Origin of the sequence: Streptomyces sp. NPDC056503 (genome assembly GCF_042794995.1) — a bacterium.
Taxonomy (GTDB): domain Bacteria; phylum Actinomycetota; class Actinomycetes; order Streptomycetales; family Streptomycetaceae; genus Streptomyces.
Genome location: NZ_JBHTST010000102.1, coordinates 1 through 18440, shown reverse-complemented (window position 1 = coordinate 18440; position 18440 = coordinate 1). Strand labels below are relative to the sequence as shown.

Sequence of the window (18440 nt, the reverse complement as noted above, 5' to 3'; positions counted from 1 at the left end):
GAATTGATATGGCCAAGCGAATCGACGTCAGCGGCCTCTCCGCCTACTACGGCAACCACAAGGCGATCGACGACATCTCGATGACCGTCGAACCCCGCTCGGTGACGGCCTTCATCGGCCCCTCCGGCTGCGGCAAGTCCACCTTCCTGCGCACCCTGAACCGCATGCACGAGGTCACCCCCGGCGGCCGCGTCGAGGGCAAGGTGATGCTCGACGACGAGAACCTGTACGGCTCCGGCGTCGACCCGGTCGCGGTCCGCCGCACCGTCGGCATGGTGTTCCAGCGCCCCAACCCCTTCCCCACCATGTCGATCTTCGACAACGTGGCGGCGGGCCTGCGGCTGAACGGCTCGTACAAGAAGTCCGAGCTGGCCGAGGTCGTGGAGCGCTCCCTCAAGGGCGCGAACCTGTGGAACGAGGTCAAGGACCGCCTCAACAAGCCGGGCTCCGGCCTCTCCGGCGGTCAGCAGCAGCGCCTGTGCATCGCCCGGGCGATCGCGGTCGAGCCGGACGTCCTGCTCATGGACGAGCCCTGCTCGGCCCTCGACCCGATCTCGACCCTCGCGATCGAGGACCTGATCGGCGAGCTGAAGGAGCGCTTCACGATCGTCATCGTGACGCACAACATGCAGCAGGCCGCCCGCGTCTCGGACCGCACCGCCTTCTTCAACCTGGCGGCGGTCGGCCAGCCCGGCAAGCTCATCGAGCTGGACGACACCGAGCGCATCTTCTCCAACCCGAGCGTCCAGGCGACCGAGGACTACATCTCCGGCCGCTTCGGATAAAGCGTCTGCGGTGCTGCATGGCGGTGCCACCGCACGACGAAAGGCCCGGCTCCCCTGAGGGGAGCCGGGCCCTGCCACTTCCGTAAGCCCGTCAGCCGAAGAACAGCTGCACCACGTAGAAGCTGAGCGCGGCCACGATCGCCGCCGCCGGCATCGTGATGAACCAGCCGAGGATGATGTTCTTCGCGACGCCCCAGCGGACCGCGTTCACCCGCTTCGTCGCGCCCACGCCCATGATCGCGGACGTGATGACGTGCGTCGTCGAGATCGGCGCGTGGAAGAGGAACGCCGAGCCGAACATGATCGACGCGCCGGTGGTCTCCGCGGCGAAGCCCTGCGGCGGGTCCAGCTCGATGATCTTGCGGCCGAGGGTGCGCATGATGCGCCAGCCGCCCGCGTACGTACCGAGCGAGAGCATCACGGCACAGGCGATCTTCACCCACACCGGGATGTCGTCCCCGGCCTGCTGCACGTCGGCGATGACCAGCGCCATCACGACGATGCCCATCGTCTTCTGGGCGTCCTGGAGGCCGTGGCCGAGGGCCATGCCGGCCGCCGACACCGTCTGCGCGATGCGGAAACCGCGCTTGGCCTTGTGCGGGTTGGCCCGGCGGAACATCCACATGATCGCGCACATCACCAGGTAACCGGCGACGAGACCGACGACCGGCGAGATGAACATCGGGATGACGACCTTGTCGAGGACGCCACCCCAGATCACCTCGGTGCCACCGGCGAGCGCCGCGCCCACCATGCCGCCGAACAGGGCGTGCGAGGAGGAGGAGGGCAGACCGAAGTACCAGGTGACCAGGTTCCAGATGATCGCGCCGACGAGCGCGGCGAAGAGGATGCCCATCCCCTTGTCGCCGTGCGGCGTCTCGATCAGGCCCTCGCTGACCGTCTTGGCGACCCCGCTGCCCATGAAGGCACCGGCGAGGTTCATCACCGCGGCCATCGCGAGGGCCGCGCGCGGGGTGAGCGCCCGCGTCGACACCGAGGTGGCGATCGCGTTGGCGGAGTCGTGGAAGCCGTTCGTATACGTGAAGCCGAGCGCGACACCGATGGTCACGATCAGGGCGAAGGTGTCCACGAAGCCTCAGGACTCCTTGACCGCGATGGTCTCCACGGTGTTCGCCACGTGCTCGAAGGCGTCGGCCGCCTCTTCCAGCACATCCACGACCTGCTTCAGCTTGAGCACCTCGATGGCGTCGTACTTGCCGTTGAAGAGGTGGGCGAGCAGCTTGCGGTGGATCTGGTCGGCCTGGTTCTCCAGCCGGTTGACCTCGATCCAGTACTCCGTGAGGTTCGCCATCGTCCGCAGGTTCGGCATCGCCTCGGCGGTGAGCTCCGCCGCCCGGGCCAGGACCTCGATCTGCTGCTCGACGCCCTTGGGCAGTTCCTCGATGTTGTAGAGGACGACCAGGTCGACGGCCTCCTCCATGAAGTCCATGATGTCGTCGAGGGACGAGGCGAGGGAGTAGATGTCCTCACGGTCGAACGGCGTGATGAACGAGGAGTTCAGCTGGTGGAAGATCGCATGGGTGGCGTCGTCGCCGGCGTGCTCCGCTGCCCGCATCCGCTCCGCGATCTCGGCCCGGGCGGAAGGCTCCGCTCCGAGCAGTTCCATCAGGAGTTTCGAGCCCGTGACGATGTTGTCCGCGGACGCGGCGAACATGTCGTAGAAGCTCGTCTCCCTGGGGGTCAGACGAAATCGCACGTGAGGTCCTCGGGGTGCTGGGTTTCGGTCAGGCTGATGCTAGGCGCATCATCCGGCCACGGCTAACCGGCGTCCTCTCAGTGTCGCCCATCAGGCACAGTGATCTGCACGAGACCCCTGCCCCCCATTCGGCGGGGATCGGTACCATATACCCACGAGGGGTATACACCCCCTTATCTGGACAACGGGAGGACGCGATGACGACCACCGAGGCGGACCAGGCCACCCCCGACGCCGTCGAATCCGTCGAGCCGGCCGACCACGCCCACGGGGTGCACGGCTACCACAAGCAGAAGGACGAGCACCTCAAGCGGCTGCGGCGGATCGAGGGCCAGATCCGCGGTCTGCAGCGGATGGTCGACGAGGACGTCTACTGCATCGACATACTCACCCAGGTCTCGGCCTCCACGAAGGCGCTGCAGTCCTTCGCCCTCCAGCTGCTGGAAGAGCACCTGCGGCACTGCGTGGCGGACGCGGCGAACAACGGCGGCGACCTCGACGCCAAGGTCGAGGAGGCCACCAAGGCGATCGGCCGGATGCTCCGCACCTGAGCCCGAGCCCTCCGACGCGCTCAGCCGGCCGGTTCGACCCGGAGCACCTCGTCGATCAGGTCGGCGCTGAGCCGTTCCCCGTCCGCGGCCGAGGCGGCGATGATCAGTTCGCCGCACAGCTCTATCTCGGCGAGGGCGACGCCGTCGGGGTCAGCGGTCGCGGTTGCGGTACCGGGCGGAGCCACGCGCCTTCACCTCTTCCAGACGGAGTCGGTGTCCCAGCGTAGAGATCGGGCCACGGAGCGCGCATGACACGGACGGACCATTTGCCGATGGTCCGGAGCCGTCGGCGGCCCGCCCGGCGCCGTCAGACCTCGACCTTGCCCGCGTAGATGTCCCGCCCGTCCGGCAGCGTCACGAGCACCCGCGTCCCGAAGCCGTACAGCAGCGTCGTCGACGCGACGGCGACCGCGCGCCCCTGGTTGCTGAAGCTGAACTGGTGGCGGACCTTCCGCAGCCGGCCGTCCCCGTCGAGGTACGCGTCGAAGGGCACGGCGTCGGTGGTGAACCCTTTCGCCGCCGCGGCGAGCGCGCCCCGCAGCTGCGGCGCGGCGAGCTTCGCGGCCGCGCCGATGTCGGCGACGCCCCGGTAGTGCCGGACCTTCACCCCCGCCAGCTCGGTCTCCCCGACGTACGTCACCTCCCGCGCCCCGCGCAGCAGCTCGGCCGCCGCGCCGGGATCGGTGGCCCCGCCGGTGACCAGGTTGCCGTCGTCGAGGACGGTGGTGTCGACCCGCACCCACTTGTCGGCGGGGACCCCCGCGCCGCGGTTCTTCATGTACAGGGCGCCGGGGGTGAGGAGTTCGGTGATCGGCCGGTGCTCGCTGGCGCCGGCCGCGTCCTTGGGGAGCACCACCCGGAGGTGACCGGTGCGGCGGCGGAAGTCGTAGCCGCCCTCGCCCCTGATGGTGACGCGGGTCCCCCCGGCGGCCATCTCCATCGCGGTCGACGCCTTGGAGGTGCCGGCCCTGACCAGGGCGTCGGCCGCACCCCGCACGGCGCCGGCCGGGTCCGGCGGCGGCGCGGGCTCCTCGGTGGCGGCGCAGCCGCCGACCGCCGCGGCGACCAGGGCGGCGGCGGTGACGGCGAGCACCCCGCCGCCGAGCCCGCGCGGAAGCCGGTACCGCTGCGCCACCATCGCCCGTCGACCCCCAAAACCTGGATTCCCGATGCGGATAACGACGGCACGGGCGAGCCGTCACGCGCAGTACGGTGGGGGCGTGCACGAGCAGCCCGCGACCGGCCCGCATCACACGACGACCACGGAGCGCGGTTCCTTCGCGCTGGCGCGCTGCGCCTGCGGCTGGAGCGGCCCGGCCCGCCGCTCCCGGGACCGCGCCCGCACCGACGCCACCGACCATCTGGGCGCGGTGGGCGCCGAGGACGTACGCTCCCCGGCCGCCCCGAGCGGCCCGCCGGGGCCGGGCGTGCCCGGGCGGTCCTAGGCCGCGAGGCCCTTCTCGCCGTGGCCGTCCTCGGCGGGGCCGCCGAGGCGGGGTTCGGGGATGCCGACGGTCTCGGGCCGGCCGGCCGCGGGCGCCCCGGCCCGGCGGGAGCGGACCAGCCACCCGGCGCGGCGCGAGCGGGCGACGGCGGACACCAGCGGGGTGAGCAGCGCCAGCGTCAGCGGGGCCAGGAGCAGGGCGACGGCGGTGCCGAGGGCGAGACCGCCGATGACGTCGGTCGGGTAGTGGACGCCCATGTAGACGCGGGCGAAGCCCTCGGCGAGGGCGAGGCCGATGGCGGCCAGGCCGAAGCGGCGGTGGGCGACGAAGAGGGCGACGGCGATCGCCATCGCCATGGTGGCGTGGTCGCTGACGAAGGAGTAGTCCGTCTTCCCCTCGACCAGGACCTCCAGGCCGTCGTGGTCCCTGAAGGGGCGGGGGCGCTCGACGAAGCCGCGGATGGGGATGTTGACGAGGAGGGCGATGCCGGCCGCGAGCGGCGCCCAGACGATCCCGGCGACGGCCGAGACGGAGTCGTTGAGGGTGCCGCGCCGGCGGACGCTCCACCAGCACCAGAGCACCACGAGGACCGTCGCGAGCATGATCCCGTACTCGCCGGTGAACTCCATGACCCGGTCGAACCACGGGGGAGCGGCCTTCGCCAGCCCGTTGATGTCGTACAGCAGCGCGACATCGGGGCTGGAACCGTCCGATGCGAGTTCGGCCATCTGCCGCGGCTCCTTGCTCTCGTGTCTGGTTTCCAACCCCCGTGGTTCAGACGTGGTCAGAGTCGTCGGAGGGGGAACGAACCTCCTGAGGCGGTCGTTCCGCCGTACCCGGTGGATCATGACGACGTTACCGAAGAGTGACGCTCACCCGCAGCTCAGGGCCTGTGCCTGACGGAGAGTTCCGGCCAGGCGGGCCGTCAGTTCACGCCCACTGCCCGGGCGGACGGGTCGGGAGGGCGGCGGCACCGTCCTCGGTGACCCGGGTCGCCCCGAAATAGTCGGGCGTGTCGATCCGGTCGAAGCGGATCACCGCCCCCGTCCGCGGCGCGTCGATCATGTAGCCGCCGCCCACGTAGATGCCGACATGACGGATCGCGCGCGAGTTCGTCAGGTCGTCGGAGAAGAAGACGAGGTCACCGGGGAGCAGCTCCTCCCGGGCCGGATGCGGCCCCGCGTTGTACTGGTCGTTGGCCACGCGCGGCAGTTCGATCCCCACCGCGTCGTACGCGGCCTGCGTCAGGCCCGAGCAGTCGAACCGCCCGCCCTGCGCCGCCGTGCCGGTGCCGCCCCACAGGTACGGAGTCCCCAGCTTGCCCTGCGCGTAGTGGATGGCGCCGGCCGCCTGCTGCGAGGGGGCGATCCGGCCCTGCGGCCGGGCGAAGCTCTTCTCCAGCGAGCGGATGATCCGCACGTAGTTCTGCGTCTCGCTGTACGGCGGGACGCCCTTGTACTTGATGACCGCGTACGCACCGGCGTTGTACGCCGCCAGCATGTTGCTCGCCGGATCGCCCGGCACGTTCTTCACGTAGCCGGCGAGCGCGCAGTCGTACGAGGCGGCCGACGGGATCGCGTCCTTCGGGTCCCAGATGTCCCGGTCCCCGTCCCCGTCCCCGTCGACACCGTGGCTCGCCCACGTGCCGGGGATGAACTGCGCGATGCCCCGCGCGTCGGCCGGCGACACCGCCCGCGGGTTCCAGCCGCTCTCCTGGTACAGCTGCGCCGCGAGGAGAGCCGGGTTGATGGCCGGACAGAGGTTACCCCAGCGCTGCACGAGCCCCTGGTACATCGCCGGCACCGACCCCTTGGCCAGGGCCACCGTGCCCGTCGCCGCCGTACCCGCGCCGCCGAGGAAACCGGCGGCCGCCGCGTACGTACCGACCAGGAGCAGGGCCAGGAACCCGGCACAGAGCCCGAAGGCCCCACCGGTCAGCAGCCACGCCTTGCCCGCCCTACGCACCGTCAACCACCCCTCGGCTCCTGGCAGTACGCCCCGGGCGCCAGTCTAGGCGGGGTGCCCCCACCCGGAAACGGCGCCTGCCCGACGCGGCCCCAAGAGTGCAACAACGACAATCATTGCCCGGAGTCACCCTCCGTGATACACAGAGTGACCATACGCGTCTTCGCATGGAATCCGGCCGCACCACCGCAGGTCAAGACGGTCAGACCGGTCAAGTGTGCGGGGATCGGGTAAAGAGAGCCGCCAAGCCGTCACACATGGGCGGTTTCATCAGCGAAGATAGTGGCGATGCCCCATGCCGTCCGGCAGGGGTGACCAACGACCCGACAGGGGCGGTGAGTTATATGTACCTGGCGGCCGAGAAGGGCGACATCACCACCATCATCGGTGGAATCGCCCCGAACTGGGGCCCCTTCGGGAGCCTCGGCGCCGAAGCAAAGATCATGATCGAGGTCGTGATGGCCGTGGCCATCCTGCTCTGCCTCGGCATCGCCATCTGGGGAGCGGCCAAGCAGCGCATCGGCGCGACCGCGCTCCGCGACACCTTCAGCGCCGAGCAGGGCAAGGGCCTGATCGTCGCCGGCCTCACCGGCGTCTTCATCATCGGCTCCCTCGGGACGCTCTTCACCATCGTCTACGGAATGGCGATCTGACCGCGCGTCACCCGCGGTCCCACCCACGAACGAACGAGGGGGCGTACCCGGCATGAGTCCCGGCGACGAGCACGACGGCTACGGAGGCTCGGGCCAGACCCGTACCCGCCTGCCCGAGGGCAACACCGGTGACGTCCACGGCGGCACCCGACGCCCCGCCCGCGGCTCCCGCTCCCTGCTCATGGGCGTGGGCGTGGTCGTGCTGCTCGTCGCCGCCATCGCCCTCGCCAACCGCGGCGGCGACCCGCCGGCCGCGTCCCCCTCCTCCGGAACCCCCGGCAAGTCCGCCACCGCCCCCACCGGCACCCGCCCGGTCACCGGCACCGACGGCACCGTCCCCACCGGCCACGCCCACGACGAACAGGGCGCCCAGTCGGCCGCCGCCAACTACGCGGCCGCCCTGGGCTCCCCGGACATGTACCAGCGGGGCCCCCGCGAGGCACTGGTGCGGGCCGTCTACGCCCCCGAGGTGGTCGACGCCCGCGTCGCGGACCTCGACAAGGGCTACGGCGACAAGACGCTCCTGGGCCGCATCGGCCTCCAGGAGGACGGCACCGCTCCCCAGGGGCTCACCTTCGTCGCCCGGACGATCCCCGTGGGAACCAAGATCGAGACGTACACGCAGGACCGGGCGACGGTGTCCGTCTGGCACTCGTACCTGTTCGGCCTCGCCGGGGAGGAGTCGAAGAACCCCGTCTCCGAGGCCTGGTACACCAAGACCTACGAGCTCCTCTGGACCGGCGGCGACTGGAAGATCGTCGACGTCCGCCAGAAGGACGGCCCGGTCCCGGTCGGCCGCGACCAGCGGGCCTCCTCGGCCCAGGACATGGCGGACGCCGTCGAACAGTTCGGAGGCTTCACCTATGCCCGGTAGGCCCGCCGCCCTCCTCGCCCGCGCCACCGCCGCACTGGGCTCCGCCCAGGTGGCGGTCGTCCTCTTCGCGGGCCGGGCACTCGCCGACCCCACCCCGACACCGACCGCCACCCCCTCGGGCACCCCGACGCCCGCACCGAGCGACAGCACCGACCCCTGTGCCCTGCTCAGCGACACCGCCCGGGACTACTGCGAAGGGCAGGGAACCGGCGGCACCGGCGGCGGGGGCTCGTCCTCCGGGACGGTCAACGACCCGGCGAGCGCCCTCGACCCCCTCACCTCCCTCGCCCGCGGCTGCGCCGACGCCGCCGTGGCCGTCATCGACTACCTCTCCAAGGCCGTGAAGGAGACCGCCGAGGTCGACTTCACGAACACCGAGTTCCTCGGCCGCTACGCCGTCGTGTTCGCCGCCGCCACCTTCCTCACCGTCCTCCTCTGGCTCCTCGCCGTCGCCAAGCGCGCCATGCGCGGCGTGCCGCTCACCACCGCGCTCTCCGAGGCCGTCGGCTTCCTCTGGCTGACCGTCCTCGCCTCCGCCTTCACCCCGCTGATCCTCTACACCGTCGTCAACGCCACCGACGCCATCACCGAGGTCATCGCCTCCGGCACCGGCCAGCAGACCGACGTGTTCTTCGGCGCGTTCAAGCAGGCCCTCCAGAAGGGCGACAGCATCAGCGGCGGACCGATCATGCTGATCATCGTCAGCCTGGTCACCGTCCTCGCGGCCGGCGTGCTCTACCTGGAGCTCTTCCTCCGCGCCGTCCTCCTCTACGTCGGCGCCCTCCTCGGCGTCGTCGTCTACTCCGGCCTCGTCGACAAGAACATGTGGGGCCACGTCCGCCGCTGGGCCGGCATCATGATCGCCGTCATCCTGGTCAAGCCGATCATCGTGATCGTCCTCGGCCTCGCCGGCGCCCTCTCCTCCGGCACCGGACCCGACTCCTTCTCCGCCGTCGTCTCCGGCCTCGCGATCATCCTGCTCGCGATCTTCTCCTCCGCGATGATCTACCGCTTCGTCCCCGGCTTCGGCGACGAGATCGCCGCCTCCCGCAACAACCGCCTCCACCGCGCCGGGGAGAACGCGGCCGCCGCCGTCATCTCCTCCCCCGCCTCCCTCGTCTCCCAGGGCATCAAGACCCACAGCACCCGCGACAGCGGCTCCGGCGGCGGCCAGGCGTCCTCCTCCGCCACCCCCCGCCCCGCGAACCCGCTCTCCGGCGGCGTCGCCGCGCACAGCAGCCGTACCCCCCAGGGCAACGGCTCCGCGCCCCCGCCCCGTAGCAGCAGCCCCACCGCGGGCACCCCGCACAGCAACCGCAAGAACACAGGAGCAGGAGGTGCAGGGCGTTGACGACCCAGTCCCAGCCGGTCACGCCCCGCCGCACGTATCTCATCGGCCGTGCCCGGCCGAACGCGATCGTCGGCAAGAACCGCGAGACCGGCGAGATCGCCCTGATCGTCGTCGGCGCCTTCCTCGGCATGATGAGCGGACTCCTCGTCCCCCTCCTCCCCCTGCGGATCGCGCTCCTCGCCGGCCTGCCCATGCTCGCCATCGCCGCCGTGTACCTCCCGTACAAGCAGCGCACCTTCTACAAGTGGTTCGAGATCAACCGCAGCTACAAGCGGATGCTCAAGCGCGGCACCGCCTACCGCTCCGCCGCCACCGAGGCCGGCACCCGCCTCGACGGCCGCGAGGTCGAGGTCGGCCCGCCGCCCGGCATCGGCCGCGTCAGCTGGCTCGCCGCCCCCTTCGGCCCCGACGAGATCGCCGTCCTCCTCCACGCCGACCGCCGCACCGTCACCGCCGCCATCGAGATCGAGGGCCCCGGCGTCGGCCTGCGCGACTCCGAGGACCAGGAGGCCCTGGTCGACCGCTTCGGCACCCTCCTGAAGCACGTGGCCAACGGCGACGGCTTCGTCACCCGCCTCCAGATGCTCGCCCGCACCCTCCCCGCCGACCCCGACGCCCACGCCAAGGACGTCGCCCAGCGCGGCGACCCGGGGGCCCCCGGCTGGCTCCAGGAGTCGTACGACCAGCTCCAGTCCATGGTCTCCACCTCCAGCGAGCAGCACCGCGCCTACCTCGTCGCCTGCATGCACTACACCCGCGACCTCGCCGCCGAGGCCAACGCCATGGCCCACGCCACCCGGCACGCCACCGGCGCCCGCCGCCTCGACCGCGACGGCGGCCTCGCCGTCGTCATGGCCCGCGAGCTCACCGACATCTGCGCCCGCCTCACCGAGGCCGACATCCGGGTCCGCCAGCCCCTCGGCCAGTCCCGGCTCGCCTCCCTGGTCCACTCCATGTACGACCCGGACCACCCGATCGACCACATCCAGGCCATGACGAAACGAAACGCTTGGCCCGCCGAACTCGACGCCATGGAGGCCACCTACCTCCAGGCCAAGACCCGCGAGTCCTCCACCCGCGCCCCCTGGTGCCACGCCACCGCCTGGGTCAAGGAGTGGCCGATGACCCCGGTCGGCGTGAACTTCCTCGCCCCGCTCCTCGTCCACACCCCCGACGTCATCCGCACCGTCGCCGTCACCATGGACCTGGAGCCCACCGAGGTCGCCATCGAGCGCATGCTCACCGAGAAGACCAACGACGAGGCCGAGGCCTCCCGCCAGGCCAAGATGAACCGCACCGTCGACCCCCGCGACATCGCCGCCCACGGCCGGCTCGACCAGCGGGGTGAAGATCTCGCCAGCGGCGCGGCAGGCGTCAACCTCGTCGGGTACATCACCGTATCGGCGCGCTCGCCCGAGGCCCTCGCCCGGGACAAGCGCACGATCAGGGCCTCCGCCGGCAAGTCGTACCTGAAGCTGGAGTGGTGCGACCGCGAGCACCACCGGGCCTTTGTGAACACCCTGCCGTTCGCGACCGGCATCCGCCGCTAAGGCCGAAGGGGCACCGACCGATGCGAGATCCGCTGTCCGTCCTCACCGAAGCCTTCACCTCCTTCGTCCTCGGGAAGGTGGAGACCACCCGCCTGCCCGTACGCACCTCCACCGGCCAGGCCCAGGCCGTCTACCTGCCGACCGCCGCCCCCGGCCTCGGCGACTCCGGCGTGATCATCGGCCGCGAGGTCTACAGCGGCAAGGGCTACGTCTACGACCCCTTCCAGCTGTACGGACAGCAGCTCCCCGCCCCCCACTGGCTCGTCCTCGGCGAATCCGGCAACGGCAAGTCCGCGCTGGAGAAGACGTACGTGCTCCGCCAGCTCCGCTTCCGCGACCGGCAGGTCGTCGTCCTCGACGCCCAGGGCGAGGACGGCGTCGGCGAGTGGAACCTCATCGCCCAGGAGCTGGGGATAACCCCCATCCGCCTGGACCCCATGGTCGCCAACGACGCCGGGATCCGCCTCAACCCGCTCGACCCCGCCATCACCACCACCGGCCAGCTCGCCCTGCTGCGCACCATCATCGAGGTGGCGATGGGCCACGGCCTCGACGAGCGCTCCGGCTTCGCCCTCAAGGTCGCCCACGCCCACGTCAACGAGCACATCGCCGACCGCCAGCCGATCCTCACCGACATCGTCGAGCGCCTGCGCCACCCCGAGGCCGAGTCGGCGGAGGCGATGAACGTCGACATAGACGACGTACGGGCCTGGGGCCTCGACGTCGCCCTCGTGCTCGACCGGCTGGTCGACGGCGACCTCCGCGGCATGTTCGACGGCCCGACCACGGTCGGCATCGACCTCGACGCGCCCCTGATCGTCTTCGACCTCTCCCACATCGACCGCAACTCCATCGCCATGCCCATCCTCATGGCGATCGTCGGCGTGTGGCTGGAACACACCTGGATCCGCCCCGACCGGAAGAAGCGCATCTTCCTCGTCGAGGAGGCCTGGCACATCATCAACAGCCCCTTCGTGGCCCAGCTGTTCCAGCGGCTGCTCAAGTTCGGCCGACGCCTCGGCCTGTCCTTCGTCGCCGTCGTCCACCACCTCTCCGACGTCGTCGACGGAGCGGCCGCCAAGGAGGCCGCGGCGATCCTCAAGATGGCCTCCACCCGGACCGTCTACGCCCAGAAGGCGGACGAGGCCCGCAACACCGGACGGGTCCTCGGCCTGCCCCGCTGGGCCGTCGAGATCATCCCGACCCTGACCCCCGGCATCGCCGTCTGGGACGTCAACGGCAACGTGCAGGTGGTCAAACACCTCATCACCGAACGGGAACGCCCGCTCGTCTACACCGACCGCGCCATGACCGAGTCCTCCGGCCCCGCCGATCCGGACCTGGAGTGGGAGACCGAGCAGCGCGCGCTGATGATGGAACGTCACCTGGACGACAGCTCCCAGTCGACGGTGGCGTGACGTGACGGAGGCACGGCAGAAGCAGGGCGGCGGCGTCTCGGACGGCTTCCTGGTCGGGCTGTTCGCCCTGATCCTCGGCGCGTCCCTGCTCGTCTGGTCCGCGACCGGCCTCTCCGGCCTCCTCGCGCACGGCGCCTGGCCCGACGGGGTGGAGCTCACCCGCACCCCGCCGGCCCTCCGCGCCCTGGCGACCGCCCCCAAGGACCTCCCGGCCGCCTGGCCGGACACCCCGCCCGGCCAGCTCTCCGGCTACGGCCTCTTCTGGGGCCTGGTCATCGGCCAGGCGATGGTCCTCGGCGTCCTCGCCGTCTTCCTCCTCGGCACCTTCGCCCGCTGGCGCGCGGTCCGCGCCCACCGCAGGGCGGGATCGCCCACCCCGGCCCCCGCCCCGGAGCGCGAACCGGCCCCGGTCCCGGTCCCCACACGGGAGACGCCCGGACCCGCCCCCGTCCCCGTCCCCGTCCCTCTACAGAAGACCTCGTCCCAGGCGACGGAACCGGCGCCGGCACCCGCACCACCCACGGCGCCCGCACCCGTGACCGCACCCGCGGCCCGGTCGGAGGCCTCCCCCACCGTCTACGGCCCGCCCGAGACCCGCCGCCCCCACGCCGTCCAGGCCGTCCGCGACGCCGAGGGCCCGGTCCTGGTCGTCACCTCCGACCCCACCGTCTGGGCCGACACCAAGGACGTGCGCGGCAAGCTCGGCCCGGTCCTCGTCTACGACCCCGGCCACCTCTGCGACACCCCGGCCCGCCTCCACTGGTCCCCCGCCGAGGGCTGCGCCGACCCGGACACCGCCCGGACCCGCGCCGCCGCCCTGCTCGCCCCGGTCCGCCCGCACGCGCGGCTCGACGCGGCCACCGCCACCACCGCCGAAACGCTCCTGCGCTGCTGGCTGCACGCCGCCGCCGTGGACGGCCGCCCCTTCCGCCAGGTCCACCGCTGGGCCCAGGGCACCGACGCCCACGAACCGGTACGCATCCTCCGCGGCCACCCCAAGGCCGCCTCGGGCCTCGCCGGCCTCCTCGAAGCGGCACTCACCGCACACCCCGACACCAGGCGCCTGGCCCAGGAACTGACGGCCCGTGCCTTCTCCGCCTTCTCCTCGGTCCACATCCGCGAGGCCTGCACCCCGAATCGAACGGACTCGCTGGCCCTGGCATCTTTCCTCGCCGAAGGGGGCACCCTCTACGTGGTGGGCGAACCGATCGAGGATCCGCGCGCCCGCCCGGGCGCGATGCCCCTCCTCACCGCGCTCGCGTCGCACGTGGTCGAGCACGGCCGCCGCATGGCCGCACGGTCATCCGACGGTCGGCTCGACCCACCACTCACCCTGGTGCTCGACGACATCGCCGCCGTGGCCCCGCTCCCGGAACTCCCGGCCCTCCTCACGGACGGCCCCCGCCACGGCCTGCCCACCCTGGCCCTGATGCGCTCCCCCGAACAGTCCCGCACCCGCTGGCCGGAGCACTCCCTCAGCCCGTGACCGCGTCCCGCGAGGCCGACGGGAGCAGCTCGTACTCGTCCTCGTACGCGCCGACGCCACCCGGCACCGGCACCCGCTCGCCCGACGGCGCGAAGCCGAAGCGCCGGTAGAAGGCGGCGGCGCGGGCGTTCTCCTCGTGGACGTACAGACGCACCCGCCGGATGCCCTCCACCGTCCACGACCAGTCCACGGCCGCGCGGAACAGCGCCTCGACCACCGCGCCGCCGCGGGCCTCGGGACGGACGTACACGCCCACCAGATGCGTCTGGTCGACCTTCGCGGACTCCCCGAACCGCACCTCGGCCGAGGGACGTTCGACGAGGGCCGTCACCGTGCCCAGCCAGCGCCCGTCCGGGCCCTCGGCGACGAACTGCCGCACCTGGCCGTCACCGGTCTCCGCGGCGCCCGCCGCCCGCTCCCGCCAGAAGTCGTCGGAGCACGCCAGCGCGGCGTCCACGGTCTCCAGGAAGGCGAGGTGCGCGACGGGGTCCCGCAGCGCGGCGAGCCTCAGCTCGCGCACCTGCTCCCACTCGTCGGCCCGGACGGTACGGATCACGGCGTTCATACCCGGCATCCTCACCCACACCCACCCTCGCCCACAAGGGAATTCCCAGGTCAGAGCCGGGCGTGGTACCCCGGTACCACGCCGCCCGGCCGTCTGCCGACCACGGTCGGACGCCCGCGGCCGGCCCGCTCCGTAGCGTCGGAGCCATGATCCGAGCAGAGCGACTCATCAAGCGGTACGGCGACCGGACCGTCGTCCGGGACCTCTCGTTCACCGTCCACCCCGGCACCGTCACCGGCTTCCTCGGCCCCAACGGCGCCGGCAAGTCCACCACCCTGCGCATGATCCTCGGCCTCGACGCCCCCACCCACGGCACCGCCACCGTCGACGGCCGCTCCTACGCCGCCCACCCGGCACCCCTCACCCGGGTCGGCGCCCTCCTCGACGCCCGCGCCTTCCACCCGGGCCGCACCGCCTTCCACCACCTCATGGCCCTCGCCCACACCCACGGCATCCCCCGCTCCCGCGTCGAGCACGTCCTCGGCGTCACCGGCCTCGCCGACGTCGCCGACCGCCGGGTGAAGGGCTTCTCCCTCGGCATGGGCCAGCGCCTCGGCATCGCCGCCGCCCTCCTCGGCGACCCGGCCGCGGTCGTCCTCGACGAACCCGTCAACGGCCTCGACCCGGAAGGCGTCCGCTGGGTCCGCACCCTCCTCACCGGCCTCGCCGCCGAAGGCCGCACCGTCCTCGTCTCCTCGCACCTGATGAGCGAGATGGCGCTGACCGCCGACCGGCTCGTCGTCATCGGCAAGGGCCGGCTCCTCGCCGACACCACCGTCGCCGAGCTCGTACGGGACGCGGGCACGGCCTCCGTCCTCGTCGTCACCCCCGACGCCGACCGCCTCCGCGCCCTGCTCCCGGCGCACGCCCGCACCACCCCCGAGGCCGCCGGCGCCCTCCGGATCACCGGCCTCGACGCCCCCGCGATCGGCCGGATCGCCGCCGCCCACGCCGTCGAACTCCACGCCCTCACCCCCGAGACCGCCTCCCTGGAGCAGGCGTTCATGGACCTCACCCACGACTCCGTCGAATACCAGGGAGCAGCGGCATGACGACCGTCCCCACCCCCTACGGGGTCACCCTCCCCCGGGTCCTGCGCTCCGAGTGGCACAAGCTGTGGACGCTCCGCTCGACCTGGATCACGCTCCTCTCGGCCGTCGCCCTCGTCCTCGGCGTCGGCATCCTCATGGGCACGACCTACACCTCGGACGGCGGCGACTCCGACGTCGACACCGTCGTCCTCACCCTCTACGGCACCCAGCTGGGCGGCATCTGCCTCGCCGTCCTCGGCATCCTCGTCACCGCCGGCGAGTACTCCACCGGCCTGGCCCGCGCCACCTTCACCGCGGTCCCCGCCCGCCTCCCCGTCCTGGGGGCGAAGGCCGCGGTCCTCGGCGCCACCGTCCTCGTCCTGAGCCTCCTCGCCAACCTGACGACCTTCCTCACCGCCCAGCTCTTCCTCGACGACACCGACCAGGCCGCCTCCCTCACCGACGACGGCGTCCTCACCGCCCTCGCCGGCAACGCCGCGGGCCTCGCCCTCCTCTCCCTGCTCGCCCTCGGCCTCGGCGCCGCGCTCCGCTCGGTGCCCGGCGCGCTCGGCGCGTTCATCGGCGGGGTCCTCGTCCTCCCCGAGGTCGTCGGGATGCTCCCGTACGACGCCGTCGACACCGCCCTGCGCTACTTCCCCACCCAGGCCGCCGGCGTCCTCGGCTCCGCGACCCCGCTCCCCGACGCCCCCTCCGGCGGAGCCGCCCTCCTCGCCCTCGCCCTGTGGGCGGCCGCGGCGCTCGCGGTCCCCGCGCTGTGGCTCCGCCGCCGGGACGTGCGGGGATGATGGCCGGGTGACGACGGAGACGACGGCGCCCAGCCGGTACGCACACCAGCTCATCACCCGCGTCCGGGCGGCCGACGCGGCCCGGCCCTGGCTCTGGGACGGCGCGCTCACGCTCGGCTGGACGACGGCCGCCCTGGTGGACGCGGCGGGCGGCTGGCGGAACGTCGCCCGCGACCCGTCCCTCCCCGCCGCCCTGGTCGTCGCCCTCAGCCTCGCCCTCTCCCTCCCCCTGTACGCACGCCGCCGCCGGCCCACCACGGTCCTCGCCGTGATGGCGGGGGCGGCGTTCGTCAGCGAGGCGTCCGGCGCCTTCCTCCAGGCCGCGTTCCTCCAGGTGTTCCCGCTCTTCCACATCGCGCTGTCCCGCCCGCCCCGCCGCCTCCTCTGGGCCTTCGCCCTCCTCGCCGCGCCGCTCCTCACGGGCGCGCTCCGCTTCGACGGCGACGCATGGGACCTGCACGTCGTGCCCGCCCTGTGGGCGTACCTCATCGTGGCCCTCATCGGCATCACGGTCCGCTCCCGCCGCGACCACACGGCGGGCCTCGTCGACCGCGCCCGCCGCCTGGAGGTCGAACGCGACCAGGAGGTCCGCCTCGCGGCCGCCGCCGAACGGGCCCGGATCGCCCGCGAGATGCACGACATCATCGGCCACAACCTCTCGGTCATCACGGGCCTCGCGGACGGCGGCCGGTACGCGGCGGCCAGGAACCCCGAGCGGGCCGCCCAGGCCCTGGACGCCATCGGCACCACGAGCCGCCAGGCCCTGGACGAACTACGGCGCCTCCTGGGCGTCCTGTCCGCCCCCGACGACGACACCCCGGCCGCCGCCCGCGCCCCCCAACCGACCCTGGAGGACCTGGAACCCCTCCTGGAAGGCGTACGCAAGGCGGGCCTGCCGGTCACCGCGGAGCTGCCCTCCCCCCTCCCGTCCCTGCCGCCGGGCGCCCAGCTGACGGTCTACCGCGTGGTCCAGGAGTCCCTGACGAACACCCTCAAGCACGCGGGTCCGGGCGCCCGGGCCACCGTCCGCGTGGCGACCGCCCCGGACGCCGTCCGGGTCACCGTCACCGACACGGGCACTCCGTCCGCCGCGCCCGGCCAGGGCCAGGGCCTCACCGGAATGCGCGAGCGCGCGGCGCTCTACGACGGCACACTCGACTCCGGCCCCCTGCCGCACGGCGGGGGCTGGCAGGTACGGCTCCGCATCCCCACGACCACCGCTCCCGCTCCCGCTCCCGCTCCCGCTCCGGAGGAATCCCACCCGTGACGACGGTTCTGATCGCCGACGACCAGCCGATGCAGCGCTTCGGTTTCCGCATGCTCCTGGAGAGCCAGGACGACATGACGGTCGTCGGCGAGGCCGCCAACGGCACCGAGGCCGTCCGCCTGGTCGCCGACCACCACCCGGACGTGGTCCTGATGGACATCCGCATGCCGGGCCTCGACGGCATCGAGGCCACCCGCCGGATCGTCGCCGCCGGCGCCCGCACCCGCGTCCTCATCATCACCACCTTCGACCTGGACGAGTACGCGTACGACGGGCTCCGCGCCGGCGCGAGCGGCTTCCTGGTGAAGGACGCCCAGCCCGAGGAACTCCTCGCGGGCGTCCGCGCGGTGGCGGCCGGCGACGCCGTGGTCGCCCCGAGCCTCACCCGCCGTCTCCTGGACACGTACATCCACCACCTGCCGGCCTCCCCGTCGAGCCCGGGCCCGGCCCCTCGGGAAGACCCCCGTCTGTCGTCGCTGACGGACCGCGAACGCGAGATCCTCACGGTCGTCGGCCAGGGCTGGACCAACACGGAGATCTCCGACCGCCTCCACCTCGCCGAATCCACCGTGAAGACCCATGTGGGCCGCGTCCTCGCGAAGACGGGAGCGAGGGACCGCGTCCAGGCGGTGATCCTGGCGTACGACACCGGTCTGGTGAAGCCGGCATAGGGCCCCGGGAACGCAGAAAAGCCCCGCACCATGAGGTGCGGGGCTTTCCCACAATGATTGTTCGGCGGCGTCCTACTCTCCCACAGGGTCCCCCCTGCAGTACCATCGGCGCTGAAAGGCTTAGCTTCCGGGTTCGGAATGTAACCGGGCGTTTCCCTAACGCTATGACCACCGAAACACTATGAAGTTGAACTCAACCGGAACATGGGAGTTCGTTACTTCAGAACTAACACAGTGGACGCGAGCAACTGAGGACAAGCCCTCGGCCTATTAGTACCGGTCAGCTCCACCCATTACTGGGCTTC

Annotated in this window: 20 protein-coding genes and 1 rRNA gene; 13 read left to right on the top strand and 8 right to left on the bottom strand. The window is 72.1% G+C overall.

Annotated elements, in window-relative coordinates:
• Window positions 1-8 precede the first annotated feature (8 nt).
• Complete coding sequence (gene pstB, locus ACFQ8C_RS26320) at window positions 9-785, top strand: phosphate ABC transporter ATP-binding protein PstB (protein WP_383461917.1); 777 nt, start codon at window positions 9-11, stop codon at window positions 783-785.
• 91 nt (window positions 786-876) lie between these two features.
• Here pstB and ACFQ8C_RS26315 read toward each other — a convergent pair whose 3' ends face one another.
• Both ACFQ8C_RS26315 and ACFQ8C_RS26310 read right to left on the bottom strand, forming a co-directional pair.
• The gene (locus ACFQ8C_RS26315; RefSeq protein WP_189853120.1) at window positions 877-1875 is read right to left on the bottom strand and encodes an inorganic phosphate transporter; all 999 of its coding nucleotides are present in this window, start codon (window positions 1873-1875) and stop codon (window positions 877-879) included.
• A 6-nt stretch (window positions 1876-1881) separates the two neighbouring features.
• Window positions 1882-2502 (bottom strand): DUF47 domain-containing protein, encoded by a 621-nt coding sequence (locus tag ACFQ8C_RS26310; protein WP_116159771.1) that lies wholly within the window; start codon window positions 2500-2502, stop codon window positions 1882-1884.
• A 197-nt stretch (window positions 2503-2699) separates the two neighbouring features.
• Between ACFQ8C_RS26310 and ACFQ8C_RS26305 the strand changes: the two genes are divergently transcribed.
• Window positions 2700-3053, top strand: coding sequence for a metal-sensitive transcriptional regulator (locus tag ACFQ8C_RS26305; protein WP_383461916.1), 354 nt, complete (start codon window positions 2700-2702; stop codon window positions 3051-3053).
• Between the two features lie 20 nt (window positions 3054-3073).
• On the opposite strand, the gene ACFQ8C_RS26300 is transcribed toward ACFQ8C_RS26305, so the two are convergent.
• Both ACFQ8C_RS26300 and ACFQ8C_RS26295 read right to left on the bottom strand, forming a co-directional pair.
• Window positions 3074-3238 carry a hypothetical protein gene (locus ACFQ8C_RS26300; RefSeq protein WP_383461914.1) on the bottom strand — a complete coding sequence of 55 codons (165 nt, stop codon included), beginning with the start codon at window positions 3236-3238 and terminating at the stop codon, window positions 3074-3076.
• Window positions 3239-3360: 122 nt separating this feature from the next.
• Entirely contained in the window at window positions 3361-4191 is an 831-nt protein-coding gene (locus ACFQ8C_RS26295; RefSeq protein ID WP_383461912.1) for a hypothetical protein, read from the bottom strand.
• 82 nt (window positions 4192-4273) lie between these two features.
• On the opposite strand from ACFQ8C_RS26295, the gene ACFQ8C_RS26290 reads away from it, so the two are divergent.
• Complete coding sequence (locus tag ACFQ8C_RS26290) at window positions 4274-4498, top strand: hypothetical protein (protein ID WP_383461911.1); 225 nt, start codon at window positions 4274-4276, stop codon at window positions 4496-4498.
• On the opposite strand, the gene ACFQ8C_RS26285 is transcribed toward ACFQ8C_RS26290, so the two are convergent.
• Entirely contained in the window at window positions 4495-5226 is a 732-nt protein-coding gene (locus ACFQ8C_RS26285) for a phosphatase PAP2 family protein (protein WP_383461909.1), read from the bottom strand. The genes ACFQ8C_RS26290 and ACFQ8C_RS26285 overlap by 4 nt on opposite strands.
• Before the next feature lie 202 nt (window positions 5227-5428).
• Window positions 5429-6469 (bottom strand): NlpC/P60 family protein, encoded by a 1041-nt coding sequence (locus ACFQ8C_RS26280; RefSeq protein WP_383461907.1) that lies wholly within the window; start codon window positions 6467-6469, stop codon window positions 5429-5431.
• A 338-nt stretch (window positions 6470-6807) separates the two neighbouring features.
• Here ACFQ8C_RS26280 and ACFQ8C_RS26275 point away from each other — a divergent pair, with 338 nt between their 5' ends.
• Genes ACFQ8C_RS26275 through ACFQ8C_RS26250 form a run of 6 tightly spaced genes read left to right on the top strand, consistent with a single transcriptional unit; the run spans window position 6808 to window position 13795 of the window.
• Complete coding sequence (locus ACFQ8C_RS26275) at window positions 6808-7116, top strand: hypothetical protein (protein ID WP_030495498.1); 309 nt, start codon at window positions 6808-6810, stop codon at window positions 7114-7116.
• Between the two features lie 52 nt (window positions 7117-7168).
• Window positions 7169-7990 carry a hypothetical protein gene (locus tag ACFQ8C_RS26270; protein ID WP_383461905.1) on the top strand — a complete coding sequence of 274 codons (822 nt, stop codon included), beginning with the start codon at window positions 7169-7171 and terminating at the stop codon, window positions 7988-7990.
• Window positions 7980-9341 (top strand): hypothetical protein, encoded by a 1362-nt coding sequence (locus tag ACFQ8C_RS26265; protein WP_383461904.1) that lies wholly within the window; start codon window positions 7980-7982, stop codon window positions 9339-9341. The genes ACFQ8C_RS26270 and ACFQ8C_RS26265 overlap by 11 nt, the downstream gene beginning before the upstream one ends.
• On the top strand, window positions 9338-10891 hold the full coding sequence (locus ACFQ8C_RS26260) for an SCO6880 family protein (RefSeq protein WP_383461902.1): 1554 nt from the start codon (window positions 9338-9340) through the stop codon (window positions 10889-10891). Before ACFQ8C_RS26265 ends, ACFQ8C_RS26260 begins: the two co-directional genes overlap by 4 nt.
• A 20-nt stretch (window positions 10892-10911) precedes the next feature.
• Window positions 10912-12309 (top strand): ATP-binding protein, encoded by a 1398-nt coding sequence (locus tag ACFQ8C_RS26255; protein ID WP_383461900.1) that lies wholly within the window; start codon window positions 10912-10914, stop codon window positions 12307-12309.
• A gap of 1 nt (window position 12310) precedes the next feature.
• The gene (locus ACFQ8C_RS26250; RefSeq protein WP_383461899.1) at window positions 12311-13795 is read left to right on the top strand and encodes a type VI secretion protein; all 1485 of its coding nucleotides are present in this window, start codon (window positions 12311-12313) and stop codon (window positions 13793-13795) included.
• On the opposite strand, the gene ACFQ8C_RS26245 is transcribed toward ACFQ8C_RS26250, so the two are convergent.
• Complete coding sequence (locus tag ACFQ8C_RS26245; protein WP_383461898.1) at window positions 13785-14360, bottom strand: GNAT family N-acetyltransferase; 576 nt, start codon at window positions 14358-14360, stop codon at window positions 13785-13787. The two genes, ACFQ8C_RS26250 and ACFQ8C_RS26245, sit on opposite strands and share 11 nt — an antisense overlap.
• Before the next feature lie 146 nt (window positions 14361-14506).
• On the opposite strand from ACFQ8C_RS26245, the gene ACFQ8C_RS26240 reads away from it, so the two are divergent.
• From ACFQ8C_RS26240 to ACFQ8C_RS26225, 4 genes are read left to right on the top strand one after another with little or no spacing between them, the layout of a single operon-like run.
• Complete coding sequence (locus ACFQ8C_RS26240) at window positions 14507-15412, top strand: ABC transporter ATP-binding protein (protein WP_383461896.1); 906 nt, start codon at window positions 14507-14509, stop codon at window positions 15410-15412.
• On the top strand, window positions 15409-16197 hold the full coding sequence (locus ACFQ8C_RS26235) for an ABC transporter permease (RefSeq protein ID WP_383461895.1): 789 nt from the start codon (window positions 15409-15411) through the stop codon (window positions 16195-16197). The genes ACFQ8C_RS26240 and ACFQ8C_RS26235 overlap by 4 nt, the downstream gene beginning before the upstream one ends.
• A gap of 7 nt (window positions 16198-16204) precedes the next feature.
• Window positions 16205-17464 carry a sensor histidine kinase gene (locus tag ACFQ8C_RS26230; RefSeq protein ID WP_383461893.1) on the top strand — a complete coding sequence of 420 codons (1260 nt, stop codon included), beginning with the start codon at window positions 16205-16207 and terminating at the stop codon, window positions 17462-17464.
• The gene (locus ACFQ8C_RS26225) at window positions 17461-18135 is read left to right on the top strand and encodes a response regulator (protein WP_383461891.1); all 675 of its coding nucleotides are present in this window, start codon (window positions 17461-17463) and stop codon (window positions 18133-18135) included. The genes ACFQ8C_RS26230 and ACFQ8C_RS26225 overlap by 4 nt, the downstream gene beginning before the upstream one ends.
• 59 nt (window positions 18136-18194) lie before the next feature.
• On the opposite strand, the gene rrf is transcribed toward ACFQ8C_RS26225, so the two are convergent.
• Window positions 18195-18311 (bottom strand): 5S ribosomal RNA (gene rrf / locus ACFQ8C_RS26220).
• Window positions 18312-18440 lie beyond the last annotated feature (129 nt).